Genomic DNA, 17,000 nt, shown 5'->3' with positions numbered 1-17,000 from the left:
GTTTACTGACGCGTTTAATATTCAAGTTAATTGCCCTGTGATGAGATCGCCTGGGGCAGATCAAAGGGTCATCCCGTTACGCGTTGGCCCAGCGCCCCTACCACCCCTGCCACAATCCTGTCGACATCCGCTGCATCAATCACCAACGGCGGCAACAGCCGAATCGTCTGCCCGCGAGTGACGTTGATGAGTACGCCATATTCCCGCGCCGCCACCAGGCACACTTCCCGAATCGGCCGCGTCAATTCAATCCCGATCATCAAACCCATGCCCCGCACCAGTGCGACATCGGGGTGTCCCGCCAGCGCAGTGCGCAGTCCCGCCAACAGCCGCTCGCCCTGCACCGCCGCATTGTGCAAAAGCCCCTCCCCTCAACGATATCCAGCACCGTGCAGCCGACCCGGCACGCCAGCGGATTGCCGCCAAACGTACTGCCATGACTGCCCGGCGTGAACAACCGCGCCACCGCCGCCGTTGCCAGACACGCACCAATGGGAATGCCATTGCCCAGCGCCTTCGCCAGGCTCATCACATCAGGCACGATCCCTTCGTGCTGAAACGCAAACCAGCGCCCCGTCCGACCGATGCCAGTCTGGATCTCGTCAAGCATCATCAGCCAGCCGTTCTGCGTGCAATGCCCGCGCAGTGCTTTCAGGTACCCGGGTGGAGGCAACGCCACGCCTCCCTCGCCCTGAACCGGCTCGACCAGCACGGCGACGATGCGTTCGCCATACACCCGCGTCGCCTGTTTAATCGCGACGATGTCACCAAACGCCACCTTGACGAACTCCGCCGACATGGGTTGATAACCCAGCCGCGCGGTGCCGTTATCGCTGGCCGACAAGGTGCCGAGGGTGCGGCCGTGAAAGGCGTTGTCCATCACCAGCACCAGCGGGTGCTCGATGCCCTTGGCCCAGCCATACAAACGCGCCAGCTTGAGCGCGGTTTCGTTGGCCTCGGCGCCGGAATTGTTGAAAAACACCTGTTCCAGGCCCGACAGCTGCGTCAACCGTTGCGCCAGCTTCTGTTGCCAGTCAATGCGGTAATGGTTGGACGTGTGCAAGAGCAGCCCGGCCTGCTCGCTGATCGCCGCGACAATCTTGGGATGGCTGTGGCCGACGTTGGTCACGGCGACACCCGCGACAGCGTCCAGGTACTGGCGGCCACTGTCATCCCACAGCCGCGCGCCTTCGCCACGGATGAAGCTCAACGGCATGGGTTTGTAGGTGTTCATCAGGCAGGCGGCGGTCATGTCGGTGGCTCCATCACGGGTCAGTGAGGCCAGTATCGTTAGCCCGTTCTGATGTATAAAGACCGGCATCCTTCAGTGACTTTAAAGCAGGGCTTGATAATGGATGTATTTCTGGCGATGACGGTCTTCGTCAAAGTGGTGGAAGGCGGCAGCATGACCGCGGCTGCGCGCCAGTGCGAAATGTCGACGACCATGGTCGGCAATCACTTGAAAGCCTTGGAGCAACGCCTGGGGGTAAGCCTGTTGCAGCGCACCACCCGCCGACAAAACCTCACTGAATTTGGCGTCGAATACTACCGGCGTTGCGTCGAAGTGCTGGGGCTGGTCAACGATTCCGAACGCATGGCCGAACAGGCACAGACCGAACCCAGCGGCACCTTGCGCGTCACCGCGCCGCCAGCCTTCGGCGCCGAACGCCTGTCCCCGATGCTCAGCGATTTCGTTCAGCGCTACCCGCAGATCAAGGTCGAGGTGGTGCTCAGTAATCAGACAATGGACCTGATCGAGCATGGCTTCGACGCTGCCATCCGCCTCGGCACCCCGGAATCATCGGCGTTGATCGCCCGACCGCTGCAGGACTACACCTTGACCATCTGCGCCGCGCCCGCGTACCTGAAACGCCGAGGCACGCCGCAGAGCGCCGATGACCTGAGGGATCACGACTGCCTGGCGTTCGCCTACCCGGCCGGTGACGACTGGCGTGCCGCCGACAAGTTATGGCGACTGACCGGCCCCGACGGCGTGATGGAAGTGCCGGTATCAGGCTCGATGATCGTCAACAGCACGCCGGCGCTGCGCCAGGCCGTGCTCGCCGGGATGGGCGTGTCGATGCTGCCCGACGTGCTGATCAGCGAGGACATCGCCAGCGGAAAACTTGTGCCGTTGCTGCAGGATTACCAGCCGCCCAGCCGCACGCTGTGGCTGATGTACCCCCAGGACCGCTATCGCCTCCCCAAGGTGCGCCAGTTTGTCGAACAGGCGTTGCGGGCCTGGGGCAAATAAGCGCTCACGTCAGCCAAGTCGTCAACGCGAATTGATAGCAGGCATGTCGGGTATCGACCGACAGAAATAGTGCCCCGTGGTCCCCATCGATACAGTCGTTGCAACACTCAACGACAGGCATCGAGGTCGACAATGTCACGCGCCATCAAATTTCATCGCTTCGGCAAAGCCGATGTGCTCAGTTGCGAGGAGCAGCCTGATCGGTCCCCCGGCCCACAGGAAGTGCTGGTTCGTGCCGAAGCCATCGGCATCAGCTGGGACGACGTATTGTGGCGGCAGAACCTGTCACTGGCACCGGTGCACCTGCCAGCGGGTCTGGGCAGTGAAATGGCCGGCGTCGTCGAAGCCGTGGGCGCTGGCGTGAGCGACTTGAAGGTGGGCGACAAGGTGGCGAGCTTCAAAGCCATGAGCGCCAACCAGTATCCGGTGTGTGGCGACCACGTGATGGTTCCGCGCAATGCGCTGACCCGCTACCCGGACGCACTGACGCCGGTGGATGCCAGCGTTCACTACACCCCGATGCTGCTGGCCTGGTTTGCCTTCGTCGACTTGGCCAATGTGCAACCCGGCCAGACCGTGCTCGTCACCGACGCGACATACAGCCCCGGGATTGCCTTCGTGCAGTTGGGCAAAGCGTTGGGCCTGCGGGTCATCGCCGCGACGGCCCATGGGGAAGACCGGGAATACCTGATGGCGAACGGCGCCGATCGAGTGATCGTCACCGACGAAGACGACATCTGCCTGCGCATCGAATCCCTGACCCACGGCCACGGCATCGAAGCGGTGTTCGACGGCCTGGGCGGGATGCAGATGTCGATGCTCGGCGACGTGCTGGCCCCGCGCGGCAGTCTGGTGCTGTACGGCCTGCGGGGCGGCAACAAAACACCTTTCCCGGCGCAGCAGGCCTTCCGCAAGAACATGCGCTTCCATGTGCATTGCCTGGAAAACTTCACCGGCAAGCCGGAGCTGGGCATCGAGCAGAATGGCCCCGCACTGGAGCGCGCACTGGAGGCGATCAACGCGCTGACCGCCAAGGGCCTACTCAAGCCGGACATTCACCGCACCTGGCCGTTCGAGCAGTTCGGCAAGGCGCACAACCACCTCGACGAACACCCGGTGCGCGGGCGGGTGGTGCTCAAAGTCAAATGAGCGGCGAGCAGAGCAACCCTGCGGCGGGCACCGTTGTCCGACGCGCGGCTGCAGGGCGACTTGACGCCTGCGTTCGAGCCGCCCCTCACATCAAGCAACAGTCGGGCTGCGACTGTTCAGTTGACGCCCGCGAGGCGGCAGCCAGACTTCAGAAAGGACTCGAGAGCGAATGACCGCTCACCCCGCTCCGCCCTCGGAGCTTCATGACACGTCAAGGAATGACTGTATGCCCTCTAACGCACCCGCTTCACCCCGTCCGCCCCATCTCGACTGGATGGCGCACATCCCCGAACTTGCCCAGTTGCGCATCGACCAACTCATCCTGCCCGGCGCCCACAATGCCGGCAGCGACAAGCTATCACCCAACTTCGCGGTCCCCCAGGAGATGGCCCAAGACGTCGCGCCCCTGGAGCAACTTCGCCAGGGCGTGCGCGCGCTGGATTTGCGCGTGGCGTTTTATTCAAAGTATGAAAAGGGTGACCCGCGGCGTTTTCAGCTGTTTCATCTGACCTCGTCAGGGCGCACGGTCGCCGGAGACATTCTGGCGTGCGTCCATGCATTCTTTGAAGAACTTGAGCAGAACGGCTCGCCCGCCCGGGAAATAGTCATTCTCGACTTCCACCGATTCAAGAATTTCAGCGAAATCGTCCACCGGGAGTTTCAGAACCTGCTGACAACCACCCTCGGCCGGAGGGCGGTCCCTCGGCGCCTGAGCAGGCTGACGCTGGACAACATCTGGCGTGATCATCCGGGCAAAAACGCCGTGATCGCCTACAACCACAGTTCGGGCGACGAATTGCTGTGGCACGGCGTCAAGCAGCGCTGGCCGGGAGAGAACCTGTTCAACACCAACACTTTGAAAGCTTTCGTGAACGAAGTGGCGGTGGAAAACAAACCCGAATTCAGCCTGACTGCCATTCAATGCGCCAAGTATTCACTGCCGCTGCACGCGCCCAGTGACTTGAGCCTGAAGATCGATCAATGGTTCGCATCAACGGATGAAAACAGCTTTATCCAGAACTTTTACATCATCAACACCGACTGGACCCTGCGCAGCACGCTGGTCACCCAGTGCTGTCACGCCAATGGTGTGCGCGCCCGCTTCAACCTGCGCAACCCCGATCAGCCGCTGCAACCCAAGCGGCGAGCCGTCAGCAGCGCGTGATCAAACCCTGTCGGGCGACGCGGATCAGGTGGTGAATCACCGCCTCCGCGCGCTCGGCAGCGGGCGCCTGAATCACCGCCAGGTCGAACTGGTCGTTGCTGAAGCGCTCAAGGGCGTCGTCGGTTTCGATGAACTGAATGAGAAAGGCGTGTGGGCCGCCCTGGCGACGCGGCCAGCCGTCGAGATAACGCAGCAGCGTCGGCTGATGGGCACCGCCCAGAAGAATTTGTGGATTACGACGATTGAACTGGCTGGCGATGGGGGCCAGACGTACGAGGGGACGCGGGTGGGAATGACTGCTCATAGTGTCGTTTTCTCTGCCTCATTGATCCGCTGGGCAGCGGTGAGAGGCAACACCGAACCAGCGCTTTAGCGGAATTTCGATGACGAATGACCGTCACCCGGCGCCCCGCAAGTAGCTGTTTAAATCGGCGCATGAACGGCATCCTAGAGAAGCGGCGTGGGCATTGTCAATCGGCGGCTCCTGTCGTTCGCCCGTTGAACCGAACGCAAAAATCCCGGCGTCCTGAGAGGCCGGGGTTTTTGTTTGGCAGGAATGTGGTGGCTACGGATTTGACCGGGAGAATCAGCCGCGGGCGATCAACCGGTCCAGGGACAGGCGACCCGCACCTTCGAACAGCACCGCCACCGCGCCGGCAATCAGCGCCAGGCCGAACTCATAACCGTTGTTGGCCATGAACAAACCGTTGTGGATGTGCACCGATAGAATCGCCACCACGAGCATCACAATCACCACGAGGGCTGCAGGCCGTGCCAGCAAGCCAAGGAACAGCGCCAGGCCACCGAAGAATTCTGCGCTGCCGGACATTAACGCCATCAGGTACCCAGGGTTCAGGCCCAGGCTCGCCATGTACTGGCCGGTGCCTTCCAGGCCATAGCCGCCAAACAGGCCGAACAGCTTCTGGCTGCCATGGGCCATGAGGATGATGCCGATGAGAATCCGCAAGCCGGTGATGCCGAAACCGGCGTGGGTGTTGAAGATCGATTTGAGTTGAGCATTCATGGCGGTTAATTCCGTTTGAGTGGGGAGAATGGCGCCATGATAATCGGTTCTACAAATATGAAAATTGCAAAATACCCACCATACATATCGAATGGATAGATATATCAGCGGGTCGCAGGACGCTCCAATGAACTGCGCGCCTGATCAAATGCCAGGTAGTACTTGTTGACGCTGTTGACGTAACTCACGACATTTTTGCCGCCCTGCTCCATGGCGACCCGCTCGACCTGGAAAAACCACTGATTCGGGTTGAGTCCCTGTCGCTTCGCTTCCATCCGCATGGCCTGCACCCGCTCGGGGCCTAGGTTGTAGGCGGCCAGGGTAAAGGCCATTCGCTCGCGTTCATTGATTTTCGGGCTGGCGAAAAACTTGCGCCGTAGCAGCGCCATGTACTTGCTCGCCGCCTGCACGTTGCCGTCGAGGTCGTGAATGTTGTCGACGCCGACGCGCTGGGCAGCCGACGGGGTGATCTGCAGCAGGCCGGTGGCGCCGCTGCCACCCTTGGCAACCGGGTTGAGCGCCGACTCCTTGAAGGCCACGGCAGCGAGGTCGAGCCAGTCCATCTTCTGTTTGTCGGCATGCAGCTGCAGCGTGGGGCGCAGCTTTTCCAGGCGTTGACGGTCTTCGCGGGCCAGCGGATTGTGGATCTGATAGCGGTCCTTGTAGGCGGTCTGGAAGGCCGCGTCCTGATTGCGCGGCGGTTCGTAGGTTTGCAGGAAACGGTCAACAGCGCCGCGCAGCATGATCGCGTCCTTGCGCACGAACCAGTTCATCTCGCCCGGATCGCTCAGGGCGGCCGTGCGGTCGATGCGCAGTTTCGGCATCACTTTGGCCCAGCGCTCGGCGATGGGTTGCTCGACCACGGTCAAGTGGTAAACCCCGGCCTGAACCATTTCCAGCACGTCCTCCACGGCCAGGCTCGGATCAACCCATTCAATCTTCACCGGCGGCAGCTTGCGCAGGGCCAGTTTCTGATTCAATTGCAGGATGGCTTGATCAGCGGCGCTGCCACTGGTCAGCATCAGCGTGCGGCCGGAGAGCTGTTCGGGATGCCTGAGGCCCCGCTCACCCTTGACACCGACCACCACCAGTGGCACTTGGGCGACCACCGGTTCAGAGGCGTCGACATAGCGCGCAGCACTGGCATCGAGCATTTCGCCTGGCGCGACCATGTCACCTTCGCCCCGCTGCAGCGCGGCCAGCAGTTGGTCCTTGGCTTTGGGGATGAGTTTGAGGGAGATCTTCTGACCGTCGCGGGCGTGGCTGTTGAGGTAGGTTTCGAACGCCTGCAAGCGACGGCACTCGACGCCAATAGGCTCACCCTGAACTTCAGCGGAGCTGTTGCGGCTTTGATTAACCAGCACCCGCAGGACTTTGCCGCTGCGAATCGCCGGCAGGTCGCGCACCTGATTCTTTTTTATCACCACGGGCGGGCCGGCAGGGCGCGGCGACGCATGGCTGGGCACGGCCATGACACACATCAGGGAAAACAGGGACGCTCGGATCATTGACGCTCCGATGAAAGGCCGAAAAAACGGGCTTGAAGTCTGTGCCCCGCAGCTGACCGGCTCGCCGTCAGGATCGCGGCATGCGTCAACAAAAGCGGGGTCACAGGATTGGGTAATCCAAGCAGTTGAGCCTGCTTGTTTTTTATCGCTTCAATCGCTCTGGTATTCTTCTCGGCCTCTGGCCTGAGGTAGCACCATGCAACTAATAGACATTGGCGTCAACTTGACCAACCCCAGCTTCGCCGGCCGCGAACGCGAGGTGGTGGAACGCGCGTACGCCGCCGGCGTCGGCCAGTTGATTCTCACCGGCACCGATGTCGAAGGCAGCGAACAGGCCCTGGCCTTATCCCGCAGGCTCGACGAAAGCGCAGAGCGGTTGTTCAGCACCGCCGGCATTCATCCCCATTCGGCAAGTGCCTGGACGAACGAAACCGAGAGCCAGCTCAGGGCGCTGTTGCGTGAAAAAACCGTTTGCGCCGTGGGTGAATGCGGGCTGGATTTCAATCGCGACTTCTCCCCTCGCCCGCAGCAGGAAAAAGTCCTTGAAGCGCACCTGGCGCTGGCCGTCGAGCTGCAGCTGCCCGTGTTTCTCCATGAGCGAGACGCCGACGAGCGCCTGCTCGCGATTTTGCGGGATTTTCGTGATCAGCTCCCGGCGGCGGTGATTCACTGCTTCACCGGGGAGAAACGTGCGCTGTTCAACTACCTGGACCTTGATCTGCACATCGGCATCACCGGGTGGATCTGCGACGAACGCCGGGGCACGCACCTGCACCCGCTGGTCCGCGAGATTCCCCGCGGCCGGTTGATGCTGGAGAGCGACGCGCCCTACCTGCTGCCGCGCACCTTGCGCCCCAAACCGAAAAACGGTCGCAACGAGCCGGCCTACCTGCCCGAGGTCCTGCGCGAAGTGGCGCTGCACCGAGGTGAAAGCCCGGACGACGTCGCGGCCCACACCACCGATTGCGCTCGGGGTTTCTTTTCGTTGCCGGTGGTTGCGGCCCTCGTTCAAACATCCTGAACGCGCGACCAGGCAAGAACGCCCCGACATCGTGGGAGCGAGCTTGCTTGCGAATGCGTCGGCTCATCCGTCAAAACTTCAGCGGCTGAAATGCTGCCTATCGAGCTGATAGCAATCCTCGATTCGCCGAAGTGAACCTCCAGGCCTATTCTCACCTCTATCGAAAACACTTCTTGTTTACGTTTCACCGAGGTAAGCGTCATGCCCAAGTTCATCACGGATCTTCACATCGGCGAATTCTTTCACTCAACCCGCACAGAAGGCCTGCCATCCAGTGCGGTGCTGTCGTCACTGGCGTTCCCGCTGTCCATCGTCTCCGGCCTTTTGCTGCTGGACGGCGCGTTCAACGGCAGCCTGACCTCCGCCGCCATCGGCGTGCTGGGCCTGGTCGCTGCCCAAGCCATAAAAGCCCGAGGCCAATAAGGCCTCAGGCTTTTGCGGTCTCTGTATCCGTCACGTGGGCTGTGTGAGCACCCTCGCCTTCGATCAGCCAAAGACCGTTACCGTCTGGCGACTGATCGCCACCAATTCCCCTTTCGGCGTCCACAGCGCCGCTGCGGTATGACCGTAGCCATCGCGGGCATGCTCGATCACCGCTCGGTACTGCGTCCAGTCATGGGTGGTCATCGCGGGCAACGGCTGCACAAACTCGATCGTCCAAGTCAATGAGCTTCCCGGCGCCGGCTTGTTCAGATGGGGCAGCACGGCAGGTGGCCAGGTGTCGACCAGCGCCAGCAGATGCGCTTCGGTCAAGGGCTCCTCTTCCACGTCACGCAAGCGTGCATAGCCACCAATCGCCGGTGACGGTGTGTTGGAAAACGGCAGGCCGCCCAGCGCCCAGCGCAGATCAATAAACCGCAGGTATTCCGGCATCACGCCGGACACGAACGGGAACGGCTGGATCTCGTCCGCCGGTTTGAAGACCGGGGCCGGCTCGGCGTGAACCGAAATCATCGACTCGCGGGGCGCGCCGAAGCTGCCCTGAATCAGGGTCATGACCTCACCGTTCTGGATCGCCCGGCCCAAGATCTGACTGACCGCTTTGCCTTCGCGCAGGACTTCCACCTCAAACGAAATAGGTGTGTCGATGGCCGGCGGCGCAACGAAACAGATCGCCAGCGACCGAACCGGCCGCTCGGTCGAGACCTTCGCGCGCATCGCTTCATACATCAGCGCCGCCATCAGCCCGCCGAAGCAGGCTCGCCCCTGTGCCCATGAGGCGGGGATGCTGACGGATTCGGGATGGGTGCGGACAGCGTCGAGCAGCTCGGAAAATTTCATGCGCATTCCAGGGTGGCGGCGGGATGGGCGAATGGTAGCGAGTGAGCCGCCGCAGGACAGGGTTTATAACCGCCAATCCTGCGGACCAGACGGTTTAAAACCGCCGGGCTCGACAACCCTGCGGGCCAGCCGGACTCAGCGCGGAGAATGTTTACCAAAGCAGGCCTTGTACAAGCGCTCCAGTACTTTGTCGGACTTTTGTTCGGCACGATGAATGCCCAATTCCCAACCTGCTACGCAAGGCGCGAGATCCGCCTGATGCCGGGCCTGTTCCAGCCATTGCAGATGATCATGCCAATCGCCCAGGGCGCCCTGGGCCGCTTTGAGACGGCGTTGCATGTCTTTCGGCTGATGGCTCAGTTCCGGGTAGGCCTCACCGGCATAGCGCACGCGCTTGATCAACAGGCGCAGACGATGGCGGTCGTGGGCAGGGTCGCCCATGGCTTCGCGCAGTTGCTTCCACTGTTTGTCCAGACGCTTTTCAATGCGTCGCTCCAGCGTATCGAGCAAGCCATGGCGCTCCTGGGTGCGCAACAGCGCCGGCAATTGATCGAGCACGCCAAACAGCCGATTCAGTTCTGCAGAACCGGCCACTTCCGGGCACGCAGTGTTCAGGTACTGATCGCGTTTGGCCGCCGCCTCGGGCAGACCCTGCTCATCAAGGAATGCGGCCAGCACCTGCATGTCGCGCAAAGGCGTGGTCAGCGCACCGACGTCCTTCGCCGCGGCTTCCACCTGATCCAGCCCCGGCAGTCCACGCAGTGGACGCAACACGCTGCGCAGGCGGCGGACGTTGGTGCGCAGATCGTGCAACGCCTCGCTGTCGGTGGAGACTTCCAGCCGCGCGTGGCAGGCAAGCAGTTTGATGTTGAGACCGATAATCTCGGCGACCAGGTGATCGACCATCGCTGACATGAAGCACTCCTTGGTTGAAGATGAATGTCTGATGATTTACGGCCGCTTGCCCTTCACAGCGGACAAACGCCACGGCAGGCTGCGGCGCAGGGATTTCAGGCGCTGGCGCAGAGCGCCAACGGAGCCGTCTGCGCCGGCGTAGCGCTGGGCCTCAAACTCGTGGGCAAAATCCCTGATCGCCCCGGCGTGCTCCGGAAGCTGCTCGGCAGCACGTTGCGCGAACGCCTGAGCGCCTTCACCCGGCTGACGTTTAAGACCCTGCCGGGCCAGCAGACGTTCGAAATGGTTGAACAGGCGCAGCTGCGAATCACTTTCGCGCCGCCACGGCTTGAACAGCCACAGCGCCAGCAGGCCGAGAATCATCGCTGCGCCGCCAGCAAATACTGGCGCCTGAAACCCTGAAAACCAGCGGCCGAGCACTTGCAGTTGCTGCTGCCCCTGATAGCCCAGCACCCAGCGCTGCCAACCGTAATTGAGGGTGTCCCAGCTCATGCGGATCGAATTGACCCAGGCCAGATGCCGATAGCGCAGCGGGGACATTGGCGAATCGCCAAGGAAGTCCTCGTCAGCGGCGAGGGCCTGTTCAAGCCCTTGCTCGACACGCGCGGGTGCCACCGCGGCAGTCGGGTCGACACTGCGCCAACCCACGTTCGGTTGCCAGTATTCGACCCAGGCGTGGGCATCGAACTGGCGCACGGTCAGGTAATTTCCATCCGGATTCAGCTCGCCGCCCTGATAACCGGCAACCACCCGCGCCGGCACGCTTGCCGCCCGGAGTGCGAAGGTCATGGCGCCGGCGTAGTGGGCACAGAACCCGGCACGGCTGCCGAACAGAAAATCATCGATGCTGTTGGCCCCCAGCGCGGGAGGTTTGAGGGTGTAACGAAACGGCTGCGAGGTGAAATATGTCAGCAGCGCGTCCACCACGGCGTCGGTGCCCGGATGGCGCCGATGCAGGTCCGCCGCCCATTCGCGCACTTGGGGATTGCCCTTGGCCGGCAGTTGCAGGGCCTGCAACCGGGCGCCGTCGCTGAGCACGGTCTCGCGCACGGCGTCAGGCCAGGATTCGACGTTGTAGAGCATCGATTGCTCGATTGGTCGCCGACGCTGCCAGCGGAAATCGCTCATCTGCCGCACGCCCGAAAGATCGGTCTGGCCCACATCAAGGGTCATCAGCCACGGCTTGCCGGTCGGCTCCAGCACCACGCTGTAGCCGACCCGCTCGCCTTCCCGGCGCCACAGCGGTGCGTCCGGCACTTGCGCCCGGGAGGATTGCGACCAGCGTCTGCCGTCGAACTGCTCCAGGGTCAGCGCGCGCCAGTACAGCTGATTGCGCGGCGGCAGCGGGCCATCGAAACTTGCGCGAAACACCAGCTCCGCAGATTTGCTCAGCTCGGCGATGTCCCCCGGCGCCATGCTGTCGGACAACCCGGTCAGCGCTTTGTTGCTCGGTTGCGGCAGAGACCACAGGGGCTCAAGGCGCGGGAAAAACACGAATAGCAGAAGCATCAGCGGCACCGCCTGCAGCAGCAGTTTGGCCGATAGCCAAAACGTAGCCGCGGGCTTGCCGGAGATGCCGGACTGTTGCAGGCCGATCAGCGCGGCCAGCAGGGTGGTGATCGGCAGCAGGGTAAACAGGCCCCAGAGCAGCGAGTCTTCGAACAGGTAACCGACCGCGATGCAGAAGAAGCCGAGAAAGATCAGCACCAGCGCGTCGCGGCGGTTCTGCATTTCCAGCATCTTCAGAATGAAGGCGGCGATCAGCAGCGCTGCCCCCGCGTCCAGGCCGATCAAACTGCCCCGCGCCAGATAAATGCCCCCGGCGGTGCCGACCAGCAGACCCGATTTGATCCAGGTGCCGGGCATCCTAACGCGCATGCGGAAGATCTGGATGCGCCAGAACGAGCAGACCAGCCACAGCACGATCAACGCCACCGGCACGTGCAAGGCAAACGGCACGATCACCAGCGCCTGGGCGATCAGCAGCCAGTTGAGGCTGACCCGGGGGATCGGTTTGGCGAGGCTTGTGGAGGTCATCGCGCCGCGCCTTTCATGCCCGCACCCCGTACAGCGCCAACTGGCGCAAGCAGGCTTCGCGGTGGGCATCGCCGCTGTCCACGGCCGAGATGAAACCAGGCAGCCGCAGCGCGAAGGGTTGCTGGCGCTGGGACAATTCCAGCACCCAGTAGCACAGACGCGAGAGCCGCTCTTCGATATCCCCGCCCAAGGCCATGAAGTCCAGACACAGGTCGTGGCCGCTGAGATCGCTGAACTCCTTGACCATCAGCCCCTGCCCTCGCGACCAGGCTTTCCAGTGCATGCGCCTCATTGAGTCGCCCGGTTGCCACAGGCGCAGGCCCTGATAATCGTCGACGCCCGGCCCCGTCGTCGCGTGGCCGTCGTCCTCGGCATGGGGTTGCACGCCTTGCAGCAGCGGCATCGTGCCGGCCAGCGGTTGCGGGTAGATCAGCACGGTCTGTTCCAGATCCAGCCAGCTCCAGGCACGAAAAATCCCCAGCGGGAACACGCTCTCCACGCGCAAACGCGGGGCCCGCATCCAGCCGCGTTTGAGCGCCGGCAGGGTCAGGCCGACTTCGACCAGACGCTCGGCCTCGACGTCGGTCTGCTCCAGTTGTTCACTGTCCCAGCCCAGTGCAATCGCCTGATGGCCATGGCTGCTGCTTTCCAGACGCAGGCGCAGTTGCACCGGTTCGCCGACGAACACCGAACGCGCGTGGCCGCCGCTGAGGATCAGCCCGCTGATGTTGCGGTAGGTGTGCAGAATGGCCAGCACGCCCACCGACAGCATGAGAAAGGTCAGGCCGTAGGCGAGGCTGTTCTGGTAGTTGATCGAGACCAGCAGCAACAGAAGCAGAATGAGCGCATAGGTGCCGCCGACCCGGGTCGGCAGGATGAAGATTCGGCGGTGATCCAGTTCGACCCGCGACGCCGGGGAATGCGGCGTCCCACCCAGCGCTGCCAGACCGGTTTGAAGCGTTCGATCACAGCACCGGCACCTCGCGCAGTAGCCACTGGACCAGCGCCCCGCCGCCATGCCCGGTCGGGTCAGTGCGCTCGCGCAGGCGGTGGCTGATGACGGCAGGCAGAATCGCCTGCACGTCTTCGGGAATCACGTAATCGCGCCCGGCGAGCAACGCCCAGGCACGCGCCGCCGAGAGGATCGCCAGGCTCGCCCGGGGCGACAGGCCGTAGGCGAATTGCGGCTGGCTGCGCGTGGCATCGACCAGCCGCAGCACGTAATCCACCAAGGCATCACTGGCCCGCACCTGCCGCGCCTGCTGCTGAAGCAAGGCCAGTTCGGCGTGGTCCAGCAACGGCTCGATGCGCGGCAGCAGGTCGCGACGGGATTCCCCCAGCAGCAGGGCTTTCTCCGCCGAGCGCGCGGGATAACCCAGGGACAGGCGCATAAGGAAACGGTCCAGTTGCGATTCCGGCAAGGCGAAGGTGCCGCCCTGGCTGAAGGGGTTTTGGGTGGCGATGACGAAAAACGGATCGGGCAGCAAACGGGTGGCGCCCTCGATGGTGACCTGGCCCTCCTCCATGGCTTCGAGCAGCGCGCTCTGGCTCTTGGGCGTAGCGCGGTTGATTTCGTCGGCCAGCACCAGCTCGGCGAAGATCGGTCCGGGGTGAAAGGTGAATTGCCCGGTGTCGCGATCAAAAACGGACGTGCCGAGGATGTCGCCCGGCAGCAGATCGGAGGTGAATTGAATGCGCTGAAAGCTCAGGCCCAAGACCCGCGCGAGGGTATGGCTGAGGGTGGTTTTGCCCATGCCGGGCAAGTCTTCGATCAACAGATGCCCGCCGCCCAGTAGACAGGTCAGCGCCAGCCTGACCTGTGGCTCCTGCCCAGCACCACTTCATTGATTGCGTTGAGACACGCATCCAGTTTTCTGCCCATCGGAAGGCCTCCCCAGGCGACTGCTCATGGCTAATAGGACTGCAGACGATGCCAGACGTGCCGCCACTGTAAGGTCAGCGTAGGCGTTTTCGCCAGAGTGGGATGGAGGGATTCATCAGGGTGGAGCGAAACAGGACGGTAGGAGTGAGCTTGCTCGCGATCGGCGTTATCCCGGTCAGCTTGATCGCGCCTGACAGCATGCTTCGCGAGCAAGCTCACTCCTACCGGGAGACCGCTTGATGGCTGCGGACTTTGGAACGATTTCAGCGACCGGCGCGTGATTCGCGGATGTAGAAACGGGCTTTCTCGGCTTTCTCGGAGCAACCCTCGAACGCTTCGAACTGCTGCTGGGTCTTGGCGCCGGTCAGCAGCGACAGGGCCTTGGAGTAGCTGACCGTGCCGGCGAAACCTTCGGCCTTGGCCAGATCGAGCTCGTGCCAGGCCGCGTCAAGGTTGGTGGCGCAGCTGTCGCGATAGGCCGTTTTGCCGGCGCAACCGGTGAGAACCAACGCCAACAGGGGCAGGCAGATCCAGGCTTTCATGGGTGTTACCTCAACTAAGGAAATCATTGATGCGGCTTTGACGGTGCGGCGATGCAAAAGTGCCACGCCGGGGCGATGCACAATACCTGTTTCGGGCCGTTGGCGTTACGCTGGTGTGTGACGAACCGGCTGACTGAACGCTGACAATGGGAAACCGCACATGAATAAACGCATCGCGCTGGTTCTGGGCTCCGGAGGCGCCAGGGGTTATGCGCACATCGGCGTCATCGAAGAGCTCGAACATCGCGGCTACGACATTGCGTGCATTGCCGGCTGTTCCATGGGCGCAGTGATCGGCGGGATCTACGCGGCGGGCAAGCTGCCCGAGTACAAGGCGTGGATCGAAAGCCTGGATTACCTGGACGTGCTGCGGCTGGTGGACGTGAGCTTTCGGCTGGGGGCGATTCGCGGTGAGAAGGTGTTCGGCAAGATTCGCGACATCGTCGGCGAGATCAACATCGAGGACTTGCCGATCCCCTATACCGCCGTGGCCACGGACCTGACCAACCAGCAGGAGATCTGGTTTCAGGAAGGCAACCTGCATTCGGCAATGCGCGCCTCGGCGGCGATCCCCAGCCTGTTCACCCCGGTGGTCCAGGGCAATCGCACGCTGGTCGATGGCGGCCTGCTGAACCCGTTGCCGATCGTGCCGGTGGTGTCGAGCCATTGCGACCTGATCGTGGCGGTCAACCTCAACTCCACCACCCAGAAGCATTACACCTTGCCGGTGATCGAGCGTCCGCCGGCAGTGAAGAAGCGTTTTGACGGGCTGATGAATTCCATCGGCTCGCACCTGCCGTTCCGCCGCAAGCTGGACCTGGCCGGCGAGGATGGCGTGCGTCTGGCGCAGGAAAGCCTGAAACCCAGCGGCGCCGTGCTGCCGGGCAATCCGTGGTTGATGGCCGACATCGAATCCGCCGACCCCCAGGGCCAGCAACCTTCCGCTGCGCCCACCCAGGCCGGGGCGCCGAGATCGGCCAGCGGCTCAATCATCATCGACAACGTCGGCCCGGCTTCGCTGCTGGACCTGATCAACCAGAGCTTCGAGGTGATGCAGACGTCTCTCGCGCAATACAAAATCGCCGGCTACCCGCCGGATATCCTGATCAACGTGCCGAAACGCGTATGCCGATTCTTCGAATTCTACAAAGCGCCGGAGCTGATCGCGCTTGGGCGGCAGATCGCCAGGGAAACGCTGGATCGGTATGAGCAGGAGCACTAAAGGGGTGACATCCGACGCCTTCCCGGCTAAAGCCGGTCCTACAAGTCGGCGTTCCAGCCAGACCCACTGGATGCATGCGATCGATTAGTGGGACCGGCTTTAGCCGGGAAGAGGCCCGTATGATTACCATCAATTATGCGATGTGACCACAAACGCCTTCCCGGCTAAAGCCGGTCCCACAGTCGAGGTCAACGCCAGTCCTACAGGCGCTGCCGAGGCCGTCGTGTAAGCGCCGTCACTGCGCTCATCCATCACCCATTCACCAACCGATACCCGACCCCCGCCTCGGTGACGATGTACTGCGGCGCGGCGGGGTCGTCGCCGAGTTTCTGGCGCAGGTGCCCTACCACGATGCGCAGGTAATGGGTGTCTTCGACGTGGGTCGGGCCCCAGATGTCCTTGAGCAGTTGCTGCTGAGTGATGACCCGGCCGGGATGCCGCGCCAGTTGCGCCAGCACTGCGTATTCCTTGCGGGTCAGGGCGACTTCGGCATCGCCCAGCGACACCCGGCGGTAGGCCAGATCGATGTTCAACGGGCCAATGACCACCGCCGACTCCACCTGACCGCTCTCCGGCGCCTGGCGCAACAGCGAACGAATCCGCGCCAGAAACTCCTGAATGCCGAACGGCTTGGTCACGTAATCGTTGGCGCCGGCGTCCAGCGCGCGGACTTTCTCACCCTCGCTGGCACGCACCGACAGCACCAACACCGGCACCGTCGACCACTCGCGAAACTGGCTGAGCACGTCCTGTCCGTCCATGTCCGGCAGGCCCAGGTCGAGCACCAGCAAGTCGGGTTTATTCAATGCGGCCTGGGTCAGGCCGTCGTTGCCGGTGCCGGCCTCCAGCACATTGTAGCCTTGTGACGCGAGGCTGATGCGCAGGAATTTGCGAATCTGCGGCTCGTCATCGATCACCAGAATGGTCGCCGTCTGGCTCATGGGTGTCCTGTCATAAAAGAAAAGGTCGGTTACAAACGCCCGTCAGCGTAGCGCAAAGC

At 62.6% G+C, this 17,000-nt stretch carries 14 protein-coding genes and 3 pseudogenes; 6 read left to right on the top strand and 11 right to left on the bottom strand.

Going from position 1 to position 17,000, the window contains the following annotated elements; all coding sequences use genetic code 11:
- Positions 1-68: 68 nt before the first annotated feature.
- Positions 69-1,252 (bottom strand): annotated as a pseudogene (locus JN403_RS15365) (aspartate aminotransferase family protein).
- Between the two features lie 99 nt (positions 1,253-1,351).
- On the opposite strand from JN403_RS15365, the gene JN403_RS15360 reads away from it, so the two are divergent.
- From JN403_RS15360 to JN403_RS15350, 3 genes are all read left to right on the top strand, one after another.
- Positions 1,352-2,254 carry a LysR family transcriptional regulator gene (locus tag JN403_RS15360; protein ID WP_122538485.1) on the top strand — a complete coding sequence of 301 codons (903 nt, stop codon included), beginning with the start codon at positions 1,352-1,354 and terminating at the stop codon, positions 2,252-2,254.
- Positions 2,255-2,386: 132 nt separating this feature from the next.
- Positions 2,387-3,403, top strand: coding sequence for a zinc-dependent alcohol dehydrogenase family protein (locus JN403_RS15355; protein WP_205483052.1), 1,017 nt, complete (start codon positions 2,387-2,389; stop codon positions 3,401-3,403).
- Between the two features lie 226 nt (positions 3,404-3,629).
- Entirely contained in the window at positions 3,630-4,568 is a 939-nt protein-coding gene (locus JN403_RS15350) for a hypothetical protein (protein ID WP_205483051.1), read from the top strand.
- Here JN403_RS15350 and JN403_RS15345 read toward each other — a convergent pair.
- From JN403_RS15345 to JN403_RS15335, 3 genes are all read right to left on the bottom strand, one after another.
- On the bottom strand, positions 4,555-4,872 hold the full coding sequence (locus JN403_RS15345) for a class I SAM-dependent methyltransferase (protein ID WP_122538480.1): 318 nt from the start codon (positions 4,870-4,872) through the stop codon (positions 4,555-4,557). The genes JN403_RS15350 and JN403_RS15345 overlap by 14 nt on opposite strands.
- Positions 4,873-5,154: 282 nt before the next feature.
- Positions 5,155-5,592, bottom strand: coding sequence for a DoxX family protein (locus tag JN403_RS15340; RefSeq protein ID WP_122538478.1), 438 nt, complete (start codon positions 5,590-5,592; stop codon positions 5,155-5,157).
- Between the two features lie 104 nt (positions 5,593-5,696).
- Positions 5,697-7,100: a transglycosylase SLT domain-containing protein gene (locus tag JN403_RS15335; protein ID WP_122538476.1), complete on the bottom strand. Its 1,404-nt coding sequence runs from the start codon at positions 7,098-7,100 to the stop codon at positions 5,697-5,699.
- Between the two features lie 196 nt (positions 7,101-7,296).
- On the opposite strand from JN403_RS15335, the gene JN403_RS15330 reads away from it, so the two are divergent.
- Positions 7,297-8,121, top strand: a complete 825-nt coding sequence (locus JN403_RS15330; RefSeq protein ID WP_205483050.1) for a TatD family hydrolase — start codon at positions 7,297-7,299, stop codon at positions 8,119-8,121.
- 201 nt (positions 8,122-8,322) lie between these two features.
- A complete protein-coding gene (locus JN403_RS15325; RefSeq protein ID WP_205483049.1) occupies positions 8,323-8,544 on the top strand; it encodes a hypothetical protein in 222 nt (73 codons plus the stop codon).
- A 63-nt stretch (positions 8,545-8,607) separates the two neighbouring features.
- Here JN403_RS15325 and JN403_RS15320 read toward each other — a convergent pair whose 3' ends face one another.
- The 6 genes and pseudogenes from JN403_RS15320 to JN403_RS15295 form a co-directional block, all read right to left on the bottom strand.
- Positions 8,608-9,402, bottom strand: coding sequence for a thioesterase family protein (locus tag JN403_RS15320; RefSeq protein WP_205483048.1), 795 nt, complete (start codon positions 9,400-9,402; stop codon positions 8,608-8,610).
- A 135-nt stretch (positions 9,403-9,537) separates the two neighbouring features.
- The gene (locus JN403_RS15315) at positions 9,538-10,308 is read right to left on the bottom strand and encodes a CHAD domain-containing protein (RefSeq protein ID WP_205487379.1); all 771 of its coding nucleotides are present in this window, start codon (positions 10,306-10,308) and stop codon (positions 9,538-9,540) included.
- A 45-nt stretch (positions 10,309-10,353) separates the two neighbouring features.
- Positions 10,354-12,354 (bottom strand): DUF3488 and DUF4129 domain-containing transglutaminase family protein, encoded by a 2,001-nt coding sequence (locus JN403_RS15310; RefSeq protein WP_205483047.1) that lies wholly within the window; start codon positions 12,352-12,354, stop codon positions 10,354-10,356.
- A 13-nt stretch (positions 12,355-12,367) separates the two neighbouring features.
- A pseudogene (locus JN403_RS15305) lies at positions 12,368-13,350 on the bottom strand (DUF58 domain-containing protein).
- Positions 13,320-14,236: pseudogene (locus JN403_RS15300) on the bottom strand (MoxR family ATPase). Before JN403_RS15300 ends, JN403_RS15305 begins: the two co-directional pseudogenes overlap by 31 nt.
- A 263-nt stretch (positions 14,237-14,499) precedes the next feature.
- Complete coding sequence (locus tag JN403_RS15295) at positions 14,500-14,778, bottom strand: hypothetical protein (RefSeq protein ID WP_062381160.1); 279 nt, start codon at positions 14,776-14,778, stop codon at positions 14,500-14,502.
- Positions 14,779-14,938: 160 nt separating this feature from the next.
- Between JN403_RS15295 and JN403_RS15290 the strand changes: the two genes are divergently transcribed.
- Entirely contained in the window at positions 14,939-16,000 is a 1,062-nt protein-coding gene (locus tag JN403_RS15290; RefSeq protein ID WP_205483045.1) for a patatin-like phospholipase family protein, read from the top strand.
- A gap of 251 nt (positions 16,001-16,251) precedes the next feature.
- Here JN403_RS15290 and JN403_RS15285 read toward each other — a convergent pair whose 3' ends face one another.
- Complete coding sequence (locus JN403_RS15285; RefSeq protein ID WP_205483044.1) at positions 16,252-16,941, bottom strand: response regulator; 690 nt, start codon at positions 16,939-16,941, stop codon at positions 16,252-16,254.
- Positions 16,942-17,000: the final 59 nt, after the last annotated feature.

It is taken from the genome of Pseudomonas sp. 15A4, from assembly GCF_016925575.1.
In the GTDB taxonomy this organism is placed as follows: domain Bacteria; phylum Pseudomonadota; class Gammaproteobacteria; order Pseudomonadales; family Pseudomonadaceae; genus Aquipseudomonas.
This window is presented reverse-complemented; position numbering and strand designations above follow the sequence as displayed.